The sequence below is a fragment of the Limnochordia bacterium genome, assembly GCA_023230925.1.
Classification (GTDB): Bacteria; Bacillota; Limnochordia; order DUMW01; family DUMW01; genus JALNWK01.
Map to the genome: position 1 here is coordinate 1 of JALNWK010000015.1, position 14490 is coordinate 14490.

Genomic DNA, 14490 nt, shown 5'->3' on the forward strand with positions numbered 1-14490 from the left:
CAAACAATCTGGGTATACTGATAGTAGACATCGGGTCATCTCCTTTTGGTTGTTATCTTATTAGGAGTATTACCCGGTGTCCTTTTTTTACTCATTTTGGTCAACACTTACGGAGATGAACCTTCATTCTTAATACGCGATGGGCGAGTCCCGGACCGTCAGCCCAGTCTCCAATAGTTCGCTTGGGTCTGTGTAAAGAATAACCTGGGTGCCAATGGGTACATAGACATCCGATAGTGGAATCTGGTCGGTAACTATAGGTCCAGTGCCTACAACAGTAAAGGATAGTCCCGCTTGGATCACTTGGCTTTGGGCTTCAGATAGCGGAAGACTGACTACCTTTGGTACTTTCACTTGTTTTTCCTCTTTGCTATCCTCTAGTTTTTGCTCAACGTTCAGGTATCGAAGCATCGGCAGAGCAAAGACAGCAAAAGCGGGTGCAGCGATCACACCACCGTAGTAAGCCCCCGTGGGCTCCCACAGTACAATCAATGCGGCAAATTGGGGGTCATCCATGGGGGCAATGCCAAAAAACGAAGCGATTACCTTAGAACGGCTGTAGACGCCTCCTTCGGCAATCTGAGCAGTTCCGGTTTTTCCACCAACCCGGTATCCCGGAATATCCGCGTGACGGGCTGAGCCGTTGGCCACCGCGGAGCGGAGCATGATAGAGGCCTGACGTGCCGCTTCTACCGAGACGGGTTGCCTACGTACTTGAATATCTGTCTCCTCAATTACATTACCGTCATGATCTACAACCGTCTTCACATAGAAGGGTTTCATCAGGTTTCCGCCGTTGCTTACGGCACACATGGCGTTTAGTAGCTGTAAGGGAGTTACACTAATGCTTTGACCAAAGCCCATATTTGCCCAGGAAACCGCGGGAACATCAGGGCTAGGCGAGTACAAGATTCCAGAGGCTTCCCCTGGAAAATCAACCATGGAGAGTTCCCCAAAGCCGAAGTCTCTAATATATCGGTAAAAGCCCCTGCCTTCTTCTAGTTCGGCCAACTGCATACCTAGTTTCGCGTAGACTGGATTGCATGAGTTTTCCATTGTCTCAATGAAGTTCTGAGAACCATGGCCTGCGCTGTACCAGCATTTGATTGTCCATCCGGAGACTCGAATAAAGCCAGGATCAAAGTATCTAGTCTCAAGAGTGGTAATACCTGCATCCAAGGCAGCAGCAGCAGTCACTGCTTTGAATGTTGAACCAGGTTCATAATTATCGGTAATAGCTACATTTCTTCTGTTTCGATCCGGGTATTTCCAGTAACTTGCAGCATCGAAGGATGGGTAGATCGCTGTGGCAAGGATCTCCCCGGTGTTGGGCTCCATCACAAGGATCAATCCTTGTTTTGACCCAGTCTCTTGGGTAACCCGAGCAATTTCCGATTGGGCCATCAACTGAATGTTTCGATCAATCGTGAGATAGATATCATACCCGTCGATGGGTTTGATGTAGCTATGCACACCATGAGGGATTTCCCTTCCCATGGAATCTCGCTCTACTAGAACGGCGCCCGGTCGGCCCCGTAAGAGTGTGTCGTATTGCAGCTCGATCCCCTCTAATCCCTGGTTATCAATGCCAACAATACCGAGTACCTGGGGAGCAATTGTACCATCTGGATAATACCGTACGGGATTTTCCACAATCCCAATTCCGGGTAAGTCGAGACTTCGAACGGACAAGACTTCTTCATCGCTAACACGTTTCTTGAGCCATTCGGCAGCGGTTCTGGCCTTCAATCGCTCAAGCACGAAGTCGTAATCTAATTCGAGTACATCGGCTAAAAGGCGAGCGCTTTTCTCCGGTTCTTCTACTTCCACAGGTATGGCATACACCGACGAGGCACTAATGCTTTTGGCTAGGACATAGCCGTTACGATCATAGATTGTGCCTCTTTTGGCATCTACCGGAATTGGTCGCAGACGTTGCTTTAGTCCTTCAGCTTGAAAAAACTGATACTGTAGGAGCTGGACATATAGCAGTCGACACACCGCTATGGAAAAGAAGAGGAAAATGGCACAAAACAGCCAAATGATCCGCTTCCTGCTAACTAGGAGTATATCTTGATACAAGAACGGTTCCTCCCACTACGGTTTACTTCCAAACAAACTAAGTACCCAGCCAATGATCCTGGTTACAACATTAGATGTACCTACGCCGTGTTTTGCCACCACCGTAATTGAGCCGATTGGCTCATCATCTCGATAGAAGACTAGCTTGCCAAAGGGATGTCCTGGATCTATTGGAGCTTTCGGTGCGGGGTCGAGTTCTAGTTTCGTCACCAAGGGCGGCCCTTCGTAACCAGGGGGGATATGCGCTTTAAAGGGGGATCCAGCCACCAAGGGCACACCTTTGCGTGCACCACCACTGATGATCCCCTGACCCACTTCTTCACCCTTTCTGATCACTAACTGCAGATTCTCAAATCCATAGTTTAGAAGACCCCTCGTCTCTTGGAAGCGGGTTTCTCGATTGGCCGCACCTAGTACTACCGTGACAAGACGCCATCCGTCAAGACTGGCGGATGCTACCAGACTGTGCCCGGCAGGGGTTGTAAAGCCAGTCTTGCCCCCTTCAGTACCAGGATACTGACCTAGAAGAGGATTAGAATTGGCAATTTCAATCCCTAGGGATTTGACATAATATTTTTCTGTTCTCACTACCTTGGCAAACACGGGGTTCTGCATCGCGACTCTAAATAACTGTGCCAAGTCGTAGGCTGTTGAGTAGTTTCCCTCCCAACTCGGCTTAAGTCCTGTGGCATCAGCAAAACTTGTGTTTTGCAGACCTAGCTCAGCGGCCCGTTTGGTCATCATTTCCGCAAAGGCATCCTCCGAACCAGCCTGATAAACCGCCAGCATGTATGCCGCATCATTGGCAGAGATCAAAGCAGCCGCGTACAAGAGCTCCTCAACAGTATATTTCTGGCCTTTCTTAACACCTAGTTCCGTTCCTTCCAAGGTTTGGGCACCGGCATCAGCAGTAACGACGTCTGTAAGGGAAATCCTTCCTGCTTGAACGTTTTCTGCTGTAATGAGCAGAGTCATCGTCTTGGTGAGGCTAGCAATAGAACGTTTCTCCCAGGCGTTTTTCCCATAGAGCATCACGCCGGTCTGACCATCTACGAGTACAACTGCCGCAGATGAAATGCTAGGTTCTTGTGCCTTCACCACGTCCGTTCCAAGGCATAATGGTGCAATAAGACACCACAGGAGGAGACATGCTATGTTTTTCAGCACATTGCATCACCTGCGATTAGCTTTTTGTAGATCATATTGTATCAGTAGGGCCTTTATGCCCCAAAGTTAACATCTCCAACTACTACGCATACACTGATTAGGTAAAGGGGGCTTTAGTCTATGCGCGCCAAGCTTCTACATACACAGGAACGGGAGTTATTCAATGCCTTTGTCCGATCCCAGAATGGTAGTTTCCTGCAGTCTTTTGAATGGGGAGAGTTGAAGCAGTTTACCGGTTGGCAGCCACTTAGACTGGTCTTGGAGGATGGAGGACAAATCCACGCCGGCATATCCATACTTATCCTGCCACTGCCGATGGGGCGAAGCATCCTCTATGCTCCCCATGGCCCAATAATCCCCAACTGTAATCAGAGACTACTGCATCTGTTGCTGCAGGAGATCGAACCCATTGCAAGGGAGAATAGGGCTATCTTCCTCAAAATTGACCCACCTATTCCTTCCACACAGACTCAGTATCGTAAAGCGCTGCTGGAAGCGGGTTTGAGGCTTGTGGATAAGGGGAAAAACTTCGAAAATGTTCAGCCCAAGTACGTCTTCCGCTTGGGTATTGAAAAAAGCGAAGAGGAGCTCCTAAATGATATGAAGTCCAAAACCCGCTATAACATCCGATATGCCCTACGAAAGGGTGTGAAGGTGCGGTGCTCAATGGACAAGAGGGAGCTTGAGGGCTTCTACACTCTCCTCCTTGAGACCTGCAAGAGAGACGGCTTCTCCGTTCGCTCCTTTGCATATTTTTCTCGGATGTGGGACATTTTTGTCCCCCGAAATATGGCCCGATTATTCCTTGCTCACTATGAAGGTCAACTCCTATCCGCAACACTGCTGTTTCTCTTTGGCAAACAAGCCTGGTATGTCTACGGTGCATCCAGTAATGAGCACCGCAATCTACAACCAAATTACGCCATCCAATGGGAGATGATCCGCTATGCTAAGCAGAAAGGATGTACCGTTTATGACTTTCGTGGCATTAGCGGTGATCTAGATCCGGAAAACCCCCTCTACGGACTATATCGTTTCAAAGAGGGGTTTAACCCTACCCTCGTTGAATACATCGGGGAGTTCGATCTGCCATACAATGTCCTGCTATGGCAGCTATATAACAAAGGAGAACCTTTGCTCCGACAAATGATGTTAACCAAGGAACCTTTGAAACAAAGGATAAAGGGACTTCTCTTCCCAAGGAGCAGTTCCTAATGTACCCATTGCCACCAGTCTGGGTTGAAGTAGATACAGATAAGCTACGAAGCAACTTTTCCAAGGTAAAGGCCACCGTTGCCACACCTATCGCAGCGGTGGTAAAGAACAATGCCTACGGCCACGGACTAATAAGAACCAGCCAGTTCTTTGCTAAATGGGGCGCCAATATGCTTGCCGTAAACAGCCTCGAAGAGGCCCGCGCACTCCGTAAAAGCGGTATTAACAAACCAATCCTAGTCCTTTGCCCAGGGCTACCCTTTCAAGCGGAACAGGTGGCGTTGCTCGGTCTTACTCAGACCCTATGTACCTTACCTATGGCTAAGGCATTGATTCAGGCGGGAGATAAGTATAATCGGCGCATCAAGGTGCATCTGAAAATCGATGTCGGCATGGGCAGAATAGGTCTTAGACCCGATGAGGCCATTGAGTTTGTAAGACAGACCCGCTTGCTTGATCCTAAGGGTATCCTGGTGTGGGATGGTATCTACACCCACTTCCCCTGCGCGAGCAATCTATCGAAGACAAGAAAACAGTTGAGTCTTTTTCTAGGGACCGTTGAAACCCTACGGAACCGTGATTCAGTGTTTACATATGTTCATGCAGCTAATAGTACAGCGGCTATGGTCCTCCCTGAGAGCAGATTGGAACTTGCCCGCATTGGCAATGCCCTGTATGGCCAGTGTACCGCAAGCTCCACAGAGAACACATGGTGCCTGAAGGCCTATGTATCCACTGTAAAACACCTATATAGGGGGGATACCCTCGGCTATGCAAGCACCTATAAGGCCACAGACACTGTAGCTATCGGTACCATTCCCATTGGATATGGGGACGGCCTGTTGCTAGAACCCCAAGGCTCTCCTCTTCAAGAAACACTAAAGGGACTCAATACCTGGCTTGCATCCATAGCCCGTAAAATTCTTCGTAGGGATCACCCCATGATCCACTACCGTGGCAAGCCCACCCGTTTTCTGGGCCGTACATCCATGGGAATGGCCACAATACAAGTACCCATGGATACAACCGCTACCATGCAAGATCCGGTGGAAATATATCAACGGTTCACTTCGATTCCTCCGCATATACCCCGGGTGTTTATGGGAAATGGTCGTCCCCTATGTGCGGAGATATCCTACCGGACCTATCCAATTGTCCTTAAAGAAGGCCATTGCTACTTAGTTGACTCTCATATCCTCCCCAGGCTTCGCATATGATGCCATAGACAGCTTGTGCGGGAGATGAACACCTTGATTAACATTATCTGGCTGATTTTAATTGTCCTTGGTGTAATTACTACAGCATACAAGGGCAACATAGAATCGATTACTTTAATCACCGTAGAAGCTTCCACTAATGCGGTCACCATCGCCTTTCAGCTGATTGGGCTAGTCGCTTTTTGGTCCGGTATGGCAAGAATCGCAGAGGAGGCAGGTCTTACCACCGCTTTAGCAAAACTAATGGGCCCTGTAATCCGCTGGCTGTTTCCGAGCATCCCCAAGGATCATCCCGCGCTTGCCGCGATTGCCATGAGTATGAGCGCTAACTTACTAGGGCTGGGTAACGCTTGTACTCCATTGGGTATCAAAGCTATGTCCGAATTACATACGTTAAACCCCGATCCAGAACAGGCCACCGCCGCAATGTGCACCTTTGTGGCTATTACGGCTTCAAGTCTAACGATTCTGCCCACCACCATTATTTCCCTCCGCGCGGCCATGGGCTCTATGAAGCCTGGGGCAATCATTGGACCTACCATGATTGCAACCTCCACATCAACCTTAGTCGCTATTGTCGCTGATCGTCTCATGGGGAGGTATCTACGATGATCGTTAAGCTGATGGGACTCATCTCAACCTGGACAATTCCCGTAATTCTCCTTGGTCTTCCCCTCTACGGCCAATACAAGGGAGTTAAGGTCTATGAAGCCTTTATTGAGGGCGCCAAAGAAGGCTACCAAACAGCTGTGCGCATTATTCCCTATCTGATAGCCATGTTTGTGGCGATCCGGATCTTCCAAGATTCCGGAGCTTTGCAGTTGATCTTGGCGCCCCTCCTTAGACCCATAGTCAGGTTCATGCAGATCCCTACAGAGGTGGTACCCTTGGCAATAGTAAGAACCCTATCCGGCTCGGGTGCCTATGCTCTCCTTTCGGAGTTGCTTCGTAGATTCGGGCCGGATTCGTTTACCGGAAGCCTTGCTTCAATCATGCAGGGTAGCACGGAAACCACTTTTTACGTATTGACAGTATATTTTGGTGCCGTTGGGGTAAAAGCGACCCGTCACACCCTTTCTGTAAGTCTGCTCGCGGATCTAGCTGGTTTTCTTGCCGCGGTTGTGGTCACCCACCTGCTCTTTAGTACCCAATGACCCGGTCCTCTTGCATATCCAAAAGTGCTCCGAAACGCTCATAGGATGATTTCAGCCTAGGCATTATTTCCCCAAGACTTGCGACCTTCTCTGGTTTGCGCAACTGCATGAATTCCCCGAGCCAGAAATCAATCTCACTATACACCCGACGCAACTCCTGTTTCTCATCGTTGTTCCTCGCCTCAAGGACCATCAGTTTTTCCCTCAACAGTTGGTTTTCCTCCTTGAGTTTCTCAAACTCATTGAGCACTTGAGCCCGGTTATGGAATAAATTGCACACATTAGCGAGTCCCCGGGTAAACTCGCCTAGCAGTTGCTTCACAGTGCTGTTTAGGCTAGCCATTTCTGCTTCAAGCACCTTAATCCTTTGATCCAATTCAAAGGAACGGCTGGGAAATTCCTGGAGAGCTTCCAGAAGGTCATCGCTGCTCTGCTCAGATTTACCCATGGTTGTTGAAACCATCCCATGTTGCTTCAGCAATGACTCGTAATGATTCTGGCACATTTCTGGTGTTGTCCCTGGGATTTTGCTCGCTAGAGTCTGCCAATCCATACCTTGTTTGGCCCACCGCCATAGATTCATCTCCGCCTCACTATTCCAGGTGAAGTCGGGGTTAGCTTTGCCAAGAAGCTTACGCACAGCACCTTTTTTGTCTTCCTGTTGTTTCATCTGCTTTCTATATACTTTCGGATCGATTTCATACTGTTTCAGCAATGCATAAAAACGTTGTGCAACAGCAGCTTTGCTTCTTCCTAGTTGCTTAATGAGATCATCTCTTTGTTTGAGGTTCCACCACGATTCTAGAATCAGCTCATCTTCAACTTCCGTATATTTGCGATTCATCCTGTTTTCCAATTCCATGCTCATACACACGCCCTCCATTCCAAATATTTCGGTCGCTCCCGTAACACAAGAGTTTCCCGTCATAGCGCTTTCTATACACCGACTGCACTGTTAGTATATGCAGCGGCAATTATTCCTGATAACCATGTATAATCCGCGCCCAAACTGCACATACTATGTATTAATCAGTATTAATGAAAGGAGCTTAAGGCTAATGAAACCGGACAAGGCGCAATCCCGCATTAATATGCTGCAGCAGGCAATCATATCTATTAAGCAGGATCCCAACCAAAATGAGCGGTTTAAGGAAAGAGGTCTGCGCGTTTTAGAGAAGGCCTATGAACAGGCACTAAGAGAGCTAGATGCCCGGTAGCCTACTCACCACCGAGCATAGAAAACATGTATTGGTCTCCTTCTTGTTACCCAAGCCCGGGGATTCACCCTTTGCTTGCTCCTGATCTGGTTGATTGGTAGAATAGAAGAAGTGTGAGCATAATAATACCAATCATCACCCACCTGTCTGGAGGAACTTGACACCATTGAACAACGTGATTTACTTAGATAATAGTGCCACCACAAGGGTTAGTTCTAAGGCTTTGCAGGCTGTGATCTCCGCCTTAGAGGTTGACTATGGAAACCCCTCATCGCCCCACGGGCTAGGCAGTAAAGCCGGTTCAATGCTTTCTGAAACTCGCCGCATATTAGCCTCAGCCATGGATTGCGCAGCAGATGAGGTGTTTTTCACCTCCGGTGGTACAGAAGCTAACAATCTGTGCATCAAGGGAGCGGCCCTTGCGCGCCGTCGCTTTGGTCAGCACATAATCACCAGCAAGATAGAGCACGCATCAGTGCTTGAATCTTGTAGATTCCTCGAGGATCTCGGGTTTACCGTTACATATCTTGATGTAGACCAAAACGGTCTTGTCGATTTAGACCAGCTCAAAGACGTTCTTACCGAGGGCACAACCTTAATAAGCATCATGTGGGTGAATAACGAGACCGGGGTCATCCAACCCCTAGAGGATATCTGCAAGATCCTAGAGCAAGTCGAGCCTGGGCCTTTACTGCATGTTGACGGTGTGCAGGCCCTTGGTAAGATAAGATTAAACGAGCTAGGTCCGGCCATTGATCTGCTCTCGATTAGCGGGCATAAGATCCATGCTCCCAAGGGAGTTGGTGCCGCAAAGATTAGGAAGGGGCTGAATCTAATACCCCTTCTCCATGGTGGCGGCCAGGAAGCGAAGCTACGTTCTGGAACGGAAAACGTACCGAGTATCCATGCCTTTGGTGTCGCTGCAGTAGAAGCCCTAGGGGATCTGGAGGAGAACAACCAAAGGATCCTGCGCATGCGAAACCGTTTGGTTGATCATCTGCAGGAGATCCCAAGGTGTAGGATTAATACTCCGTTAGAGCTATCCGTTCCCCATATTCTTAACGTTTCATTTGTTGGCATCCCAGGGGAAATGCTGATCCATCACTTAGAAGCCAAGGGACTCTACATTAGTACCGGTGCTGCCTGCAGCTCCCGAAAAGCTGAGGGAAGCCACGTTCTTAGAGCTTTGGGTATGAAGGATGATGTTATTACAGGCTCATGTCGGATTAGCCTAAGCCGATATAATACTGAAAATGAAATGGACAAGGCCGCGCAGATTATTGCGGATACGGTAAAGGAACTATCATACTTTGTATAGTTTTGTGGGGGATGCTTAACTATGGAAGAACTAATTATGATCCGCTATGGTGAAATAAGCTTGAAAGGTGGTAACCGGCGTTTTTTTGAAGATAAGCTGGTTGCTAATATCCGATCTGCAATTGCTGATCTAGGGGATGTAGACGTTTATAAAACGTACGGTAGAATCTTTGTCCGAGGGGTTAGGCAAGTCAGTACCGCCATTCGTAGATTCCAGGGGGTCTTCGGGATTGTCTCCATTAGTCCCGTATTACAGGTCTCTAAAGAGGTAGACACCATTAAAACAGTTGGTCTGGAGCTAATCAAGAGACTTGACCCGGCCCCAGGCACCACCTTCCGTGTTGATGCCCGTCGTTCGGACAAATCCTTTCCCCTAACTTCGATCGAAATCAACCAAGAAGTAGCATCAACAATTCTGCCTCAATTTGAGGATCTTGTGGTGGACTTATCCAATCCCGAGCTGCGACTTAGCATTGAAATCCGAGAAAAGTCCGCATATATTTTCGTGGAAAGCTATCCGGGAATGGGCGGTCTACCCGTAGGCGTAACAGGAAAGGGCCTACTGCTCCTTTCTGGAGGCATAGACAGCCCAGTTGCTGGTTGGATGGTCATGAAACGAGGCGTTAGGGTCGACGCATTGCATTTCCACAGTTTCCCCTTTACCGGAGAAAAGTCGAAGGAAAAGGTCATTAATCTGGCCAATATTCTAGCTGACTATAACCAAGGCATGCGACTGTGGATCGCACCCTTTACCGAAATCCAAAAGACCATCCATGCCCATTGCCGGCCAGCTCTTCGGATTACCATCATGCGTCGCATGATGATTCGTATCGCTGATCGCCTCGCCCAAAGGATCGGTGCGCTAATTCTAGTTACCGGCGAGAGCATTGGACAGGTGGCAAGCCAGACTCTAGAAAGCATGACCACCATCAGTGCCGTCACCCCGAAGCAGATTATACGACCTTTGGCCGCCTTCGATAAACAAGAGATCATCACCCGGGCCAAAGAGATCGGGACCTACGAAACCTCGATCCAGCCCTATGAGGACTGCTGTACTGTTTTCGTCCCGAAACATCCTAGCACCAGACCGAGCATTGAGGAGGCCGAAGGGGCCGAGGCCGGTATTGACTGGGATTCCTTACTCGATAAGTGCCTTGCCGATATGGAGGTCATTGCCATTCCTTAAGCCACCTACAGCTTAAGGTAGATCAAATTCGTCGTCCTCCCAGAAAGCAGGAATTTGCTCTTTAGACTCATCCTTCTCCGCTGCGGTTTGGTCCTTGGCTTCGGAGAAGGCTTCGACGAAAGCCTCATCTACCATGCGTTTACGCTCCTCCAACTTCTGGAGGAGCTGTTCTCCTGAGAAACCTTCCGCCTCCAATTCCTTGATTAGATCTTCAATTATCCCCCGATAGGCATGGGCGGTTCTAACTGGTTCAATAATCAGCCGGCCTCCTTCAATATAGCAGCTGGCGTTTACTCCAAACCCTAAAGCATCATGAAAGTCCTTAGGGATCGTAAACTGCCGCTTCGATGTAATCTTTACGTACCGAACCGAATCCATGGCATAACCTCCTTAGGAGCCTCTGAAACCTTTGAGCCTATCATAAGATAATTGTCTTAAATTCACAAGTATAGCTTTTATTCCAAGAGGCTAACACGACCTTGAGGTCCGCGTACGGACACTCACCTCACCTGCATATACCGGTACAAGGTTACCGCCAGGCTCCTGCACCACCAAAGCCCCATCTTCAGCGATGTCAATAGCCCTTCCGACTAATTCACCCCGGGGGTTTTGGACCACCACGTCTTGGCCTAACGTGGAGCATTTTTCCTTGCATTGGGCCAGAACCGGAGCAAAGCCATCCCTTAGGAAGTGCTCATAGGTATGCTCCAAACTGGAGAGTACCCTCTGCAAGAGCTCGACTCGATCAGTCCTCTTCTCCAGACTAATTAATAGACTAGTTGCCGTCTCTTGCACTTCCGGGGGCAATTGGGATCTGTCTACGTTAACATTAATGCCAAACCCTACAATAACTGCTTTAACTAGGTCGGGCTCTGCATCAACCTCCACGAGAATACCACAGCATTTTCGGCCATCGATCAGCAGATCGTTTGGCCACTTGATGGTACTTCCTTCAATCACTTCTTGAAGGGCAACAGCGGTCATTAGCGAAATCTGCGGTACCCATTGCAGGGGTATCTGGGGTCGGAGAAGAACAGAGCAGTAAATCCCCGCATGGGCCGGGGAAACCCAGGATTTGCCCCGGCGCCCCCTCCCGGCGGTCTGCTCTTCACAGAGCACAACTAGCCCCTCTAGTCCGTTGTTTCTAGCAAGCTCTTTACATTTCTTGTTGGTAGAATCCAGTATGGGTTCATAGCAGAAATCCCGACCGATTATCTGTGTTTCTAATCCCCGGCGGACCTCCCAGGGGTAAAGCCTATCTGGTTTTTTCACCAACTGATATCCCCGACTTGGCACCGCATCAATAACGTAACCATCTTCACGGAGTTGCTCCATCCATTTCCAGATGGCACTGCGGGTAATACCCATTTCGGACCGTAAACTTGCTCCACTAACATAAGAACCAGGGTTTGCTTCCAATATGTCCAGAAGTCTTTCCTTCACGTTGTCACTTCCACCATTGCTATTTTTGCAACACTAGCTTTTTTGTATTATAATTAGTTTTAGACATCAAGGACTCACCTACCTTCTTTTCAGACTAGAGGAGGAATTTCTATGCAAAGACAGAGAACTTCTTTCTACGTTGTGATTGGATTGGTATGTTTTCTTCTTGGGGGACTCGCAGTATCGGTGCTGATTAAACAGCCCCTATTAGCCGATGTAGCCCAACCTGATAGCTTAGTACAGAACTATGATAGTATCGACGATAGTCCGAGAACGTCGGTGCCACTTTGGAGCGATACCTTTGCTAATATCGCTCAACAGGTCAGTCCGGCTGTAGTGTATATCAGTACTGAATTTCCCGAAGAACAACGTCAGCAAAGTATCTTCGACAATTTCTGGATGCCCTTCTTCTCCATTCCCGAGCTGAAGACACAACGAGCACCTCGCCTTGGAACCGGATTTATTATTAATGACGAGGGCTACATCTTGACTAACCAGCATGTAGTTGGGGACAAAGGGGACAAACAGACTATTACCGTGACTTTGTCCACCCCCGAATTCCAAGGACAACTTCCTGCAGTATTAGTCGGCTCAGATTGGACACTGGATCTTGCGGTCATCAAGATTGAGAAGCCAGAGGCACTAGACAAACTACCTTCAATCCCCTTAGGGGACTCTTCCGATACACGACAAGGAGACTGGGTCATGGCTATCGGCAATCCCTACGGTGATGCCCTCGATCATACGCTTACCGTCGGGGTCATTAGCGCTAAGGGTCGCAGCATCCAAATCCAAGATACAGAGACAAACAAGGTGCGAACTTACAGAGAGCTGATGCAGACCGACGCATCGATTAACCCAGGTAACAGTGGCGGTCCCTTGATCAATGTATGGGGTGAAGTCATTGGCATTAACACGGCCATTCATAGTGCCGCCCAGGGGATCGGTTTCGCTATTCCGGTTAACAAAGCCAAGGATGTCCTAGACATGCTAATTACTGACGGGAAGGTAACTAGGGCTTGGCTTGGAGTAACCCTCGTGAATATTACCCAAGAAATTGCGGATTGGGCCAGCCTTACTGATACCGATGGGGTCATGGTCTTCGATGTGGTACGGGGTAGCCCGGCGGCAAAAGCTGGCCTTCAAGTGTATGATATCATCCGTCGAATAGATGATATCCCGATTACCTCGGATCAGGATTTGGTTGATACGATTGCTAAAATGAAACCCGGAGATAAAATCATGGTTGCCATTGTACGTCAGGGAAAGGGAATGCTCATTCCAGTAACTCTGGAGGAGACACAATAGAAGAAATCCTTGTCTGTGGGAGGAGTATCCTTCCCACAGACAGGATCTATCGACTAGAAGGACTAGCGTGGGCTCACATAATGATAGTTCTTCTTTGTAAGCACTAAGCAGTTCACCCAGCGGCCCCATTTCCGGCAAAGGTACGCGCCATATAAGATGCAACTAGTATTATGCATTGACACCTCTCAGCGATGCTCCAAGCGCATTGAGATTACGAGGCCTACCCCTAAGATTGTTCCCCACAAATAGTGATTAAGCAACTGCCGTGCCCCAGTATGATCCCCTTGTTTAACTGACGGCCCATCCCCTCGTACCGGTAACCAACACTTGCGGTCCTGCTTCCCGTTTGCAGTCATGTATATCCTAAAAGGGAACCCGAAAGTCTCTTCACCCTTCTATGGGCGCTAGGGCTTTAGCCTTCCTCCTGGTGCCAGGACGGAACGGTTATAGACAAAGCAGCGGAGCGGTAGTATAATAAGCATACAATACGAGTATTATTATCCTATCACAAGAGGTGGTGCACATGATAAATATTAGGCCGTCTGCGGCTATACGGAAAAACTATAATGAGATCTCCGAGCTGTGCAAACGTACTGGAGAACCAGTTTATCTGACCAAAAACGGCGTTGGCGATCTCGTCGTGATGGATGTGGAGGCATTCGCCCGACTTGAAAGTATGCTGAAACTCAAAGAGAAACTACTGCAATCGGAAATTGACATCCAAAGGGAACGGACCTACTCCGTAGAGGAAACCGCCGTCGCTATGCGTAAGGCTATCTCGGAGGTTACCAATGTCACAACAGAGTAAGCCTTACACGGTGAAAATCACAGAAACCGCGTGGGAGATGCTCATTTCTCATACTCGGTTTTTTGCTAACGTCAGCACGCCGGCTGCAAACAGGCTGATTGAAGCCTTTGTTGAAGTGACTGACAACCTTGCCACGATGCCGGAGCGCAACCCATGGCTAGAACATGATTCGATTCCTTTTCGGAAGTACCGGAGACTGCTATTTCGCAAGCATTATATGGTCCTTTATCAGATACGGGAAAACGTTGTCTATGTAACGGCAGTGGTAGATTGCCGGGGAGATTATTGCTGGCTGCTATGACGCCGCCCGACTGTCAGAGCACGGCGGAATACCTCCGCCCGATCCCTTGGTTTGCTCTGCTCCTTGCCTCGCGTT

Annotated in this window: 15 protein-coding genes; 10 read left to right on the forward strand and 5 right to left on the reverse strand. The window is 48.8% G+C overall.

Annotated features, from left to right (window positions below):
• Nucleotides 1-129: 129 nt before the first annotated feature.
• Nucleotides 130-2082: a penicillin-binding transpeptidase domain-containing protein gene (locus M0Q40_04940; GenBank protein ID MCK9221958.1), complete on the reverse strand. Its 1953-nt coding sequence runs from the start codon at nucleotides 2080-2082 to the stop codon at nucleotides 130-132.
• 15 nt (nucleotides 2083-2097) lie between these two features.
• A complete protein-coding gene (locus M0Q40_04945) occupies nucleotides 2098-3180 on the reverse strand; it encodes a D-alanyl-D-alanine carboxypeptidase (GenBank protein MCK9221959.1) in 1083 nt (360 codons plus the stop codon).
• 189 nt (nucleotides 3181-3369) lie between these two features.
• Here M0Q40_04945 and M0Q40_04950 point away from each other — a divergent pair, with 189 nt between their 5' ends.
• Genes M0Q40_04950 through M0Q40_04965 form a run of 4 tightly spaced genes read left to right on the forward strand, consistent with a single transcriptional unit; the run spans nucleotide 3370 to nucleotide 6835 of the window.
• The gene (locus M0Q40_04950) at nucleotides 3370-4464 is read left to right on the forward strand and encodes a peptidoglycan bridge formation glycyltransferase FemA/FemB family protein (GenBank protein ID MCK9221960.1); all 1095 of its coding nucleotides are present in this window, start codon (nucleotides 3370-3372) and stop codon (nucleotides 4462-4464) included.
• Nucleotides 4464-5681 (forward strand): alanine racemase, encoded by a 1218-nt coding sequence (gene alr / locus M0Q40_04955; GenBank protein ID MCK9221961.1) that lies wholly within the window; start codon nucleotides 4464-4466, stop codon nucleotides 5679-5681. The genes M0Q40_04950 and alr overlap by 1 nt, the downstream gene beginning before the upstream one ends.
• Before the next feature lie 33 nt (nucleotides 5682-5714).
• Nucleotides 5715-6293 (forward strand): spore maturation protein, encoded by a 579-nt coding sequence (locus tag M0Q40_04960; protein MCK9221962.1) that lies wholly within the window; start codon nucleotides 5715-5717, stop codon nucleotides 6291-6293.
• Nucleotides 6290-6835, forward strand: coding sequence for a spore maturation protein (locus M0Q40_04965; protein ID MCK9221963.1), 546 nt, complete (start codon nucleotides 6290-6292; stop codon nucleotides 6833-6835). The genes M0Q40_04960 and M0Q40_04965 overlap by 4 nt, the downstream gene beginning before the upstream one ends.
• Here M0Q40_04965 and M0Q40_04970 read toward each other — a convergent pair.
• Nucleotides 6822-7703, reverse strand: coding sequence for a hypothetical protein (locus tag M0Q40_04970; protein ID MCK9221964.1), 882 nt, complete (start codon nucleotides 7701-7703; stop codon nucleotides 6822-6824). The genes M0Q40_04965 and M0Q40_04970 overlap by 14 nt on opposite strands.
• Before the next feature lie 190 nt (nucleotides 7704-7893).
• Here M0Q40_04970 and M0Q40_04975 point away from each other — a divergent pair, with 190 nt between their 5' ends.
• The 3 genes from M0Q40_04975 to thiI all read left to right on the forward strand — a co-directional run bounded on the left by M0Q40_04975 (nucleotide 7894) and on the right by thiI (nucleotide 10555).
• Nucleotides 7894-8052, forward strand: coding sequence for a hypothetical protein (locus M0Q40_04975; GenBank protein MCK9221965.1), 159 nt, complete (start codon nucleotides 7894-7896; stop codon nucleotides 8050-8052).
• A gap of 175 nt (nucleotides 8053-8227) precedes the next feature.
• Nucleotides 8228-9370 carry a cysteine desulfurase gene (locus tag M0Q40_04980; protein ID MCK9221966.1) on the forward strand — a complete coding sequence of 381 codons (1143 nt, stop codon included), beginning with the start codon at nucleotides 8228-8230 and terminating at the stop codon, nucleotides 9368-9370.
• Nucleotides 9371-9391: 21 nt separating this feature from the next.
• Entirely contained in the window at nucleotides 9392-10555 is a 1164-nt protein-coding gene (gene thiI / locus M0Q40_04985) for a tRNA 4-thiouridine(8) synthase ThiI (protein ID MCK9221967.1), read from the forward strand.
• Between the two features lie 12 nt (nucleotides 10556-10567).
• On the opposite strand, the gene M0Q40_04990 is transcribed toward thiI, so the two are convergent.
• A complete protein-coding gene (locus M0Q40_04990) occupies nucleotides 10568-10933 on the reverse strand; it encodes an AbrB/MazE/SpoVT family DNA-binding domain-containing protein (GenBank protein MCK9221968.1) in 366 nt (121 codons plus the stop codon).
• Between the two features lie 90 nt (nucleotides 10934-11023).
• Entirely contained in the window at nucleotides 11024-11998 is a 975-nt protein-coding gene (locus tag M0Q40_04995) for a biotin--[acetyl-CoA-carboxylase] ligase (protein MCK9221969.1), read from the reverse strand.
• A gap of 111 nt (nucleotides 11999-12109) precedes the next feature.
• On the opposite strand from M0Q40_04995, the gene M0Q40_05000 reads away from it, so the two are divergent.
• From M0Q40_05000 to M0Q40_05010, 3 genes are all read left to right on the forward strand, one after another.
• Nucleotides 12110-13306 carry a trypsin-like peptidase domain-containing protein gene (locus M0Q40_05000; GenBank protein MCK9221970.1) on the forward strand — a complete coding sequence of 399 codons (1197 nt, stop codon included), beginning with the start codon at nucleotides 12110-12112 and terminating at the stop codon, nucleotides 13304-13306.
• A gap of 523 nt (nucleotides 13307-13829) precedes the next feature.
• On the forward strand, nucleotides 13830-14114 hold the full coding sequence (locus tag M0Q40_05005) for a type II toxin-antitoxin system Phd/YefM family antitoxin (GenBank protein ID MCK9221971.1): 285 nt from the start codon (nucleotides 13830-13832) through the stop codon (nucleotides 14112-14114).
• Nucleotides 14098-14415, forward strand: coding sequence for a type II toxin-antitoxin system RelE/ParE family toxin (locus M0Q40_05010; GenBank protein ID MCK9221972.1), 318 nt, complete (start codon nucleotides 14098-14100; stop codon nucleotides 14413-14415). The genes M0Q40_05005 and M0Q40_05010 overlap by 17 nt, the downstream gene beginning before the upstream one ends.
• Nucleotides 14416-14490 lie beyond the last annotated feature (75 nt).

Excerpts from the sequence above, each read along its gene's own strand:
- M0Q40_04950 (MCK9221960.1), top strand. The coding sequence starts at position 3,370 with ATGCGCGCCAAGCTTCTACATACACAGGAACGGGAGTTATTCAATGCC.
- alr (MCK9221961.1), top strand. The coding sequence starts at position 4,464 with ATGTACCCATTGCCACCAGTCTGGGTTGAAGTAGATACAGATAAGCTA.
- M0Q40_04965 (MCK9221963.1), top strand. The coding sequence starts at position 6,290 with ATGATCGTTAAGCTGATGGGACTCATCTCAACCTGGACAATTCCCGTA.
- M0Q40_04970 (MCK9221964.1), bottom strand. The coding sequence starts at position 7,703 with ATGAGCATGGAATTGGAAAACAGGATGAATCGCAAATATACGGAAGTT.
- M0Q40_04975 (MCK9221965.1), top strand. The coding sequence starts at position 7,894 with ATGAAACCGGACAAGGCGCAATCCCGCATTAATATGCTGCAGCAGGCA.
- thiI (MCK9221967.1), top strand. The coding sequence starts at position 9,392 with ATGGAAGAACTAATTATGATCCGCTATGGTGAAATAAGCTTGAAAGGT.
- M0Q40_04990 (MCK9221968.1), bottom strand. The coding sequence starts at position 10,933 with ATGGATTCGGTTCGGTACGTAAAGATTACATCGAAGCGGCAGTTTACG.
- M0Q40_05000 (MCK9221970.1), top strand. The coding sequence starts at position 12,110 with ATGCAAAGACAGAGAACTTCTTTCTACGTTGTGATTGGATTGGTATGT.
- M0Q40_05005 (MCK9221971.1), top strand. The coding sequence starts at position 13,830 with ATGATAAATATTAGGCCGTCTGCGGCTATACGGAAAAACTATAATGAG.
- M0Q40_05010 (MCK9221972.1), top strand. The coding sequence starts at position 14,098 with ATGTCACAACAGAGTAAGCCTTACACGGTGAAAATCACAGAAACCGCG.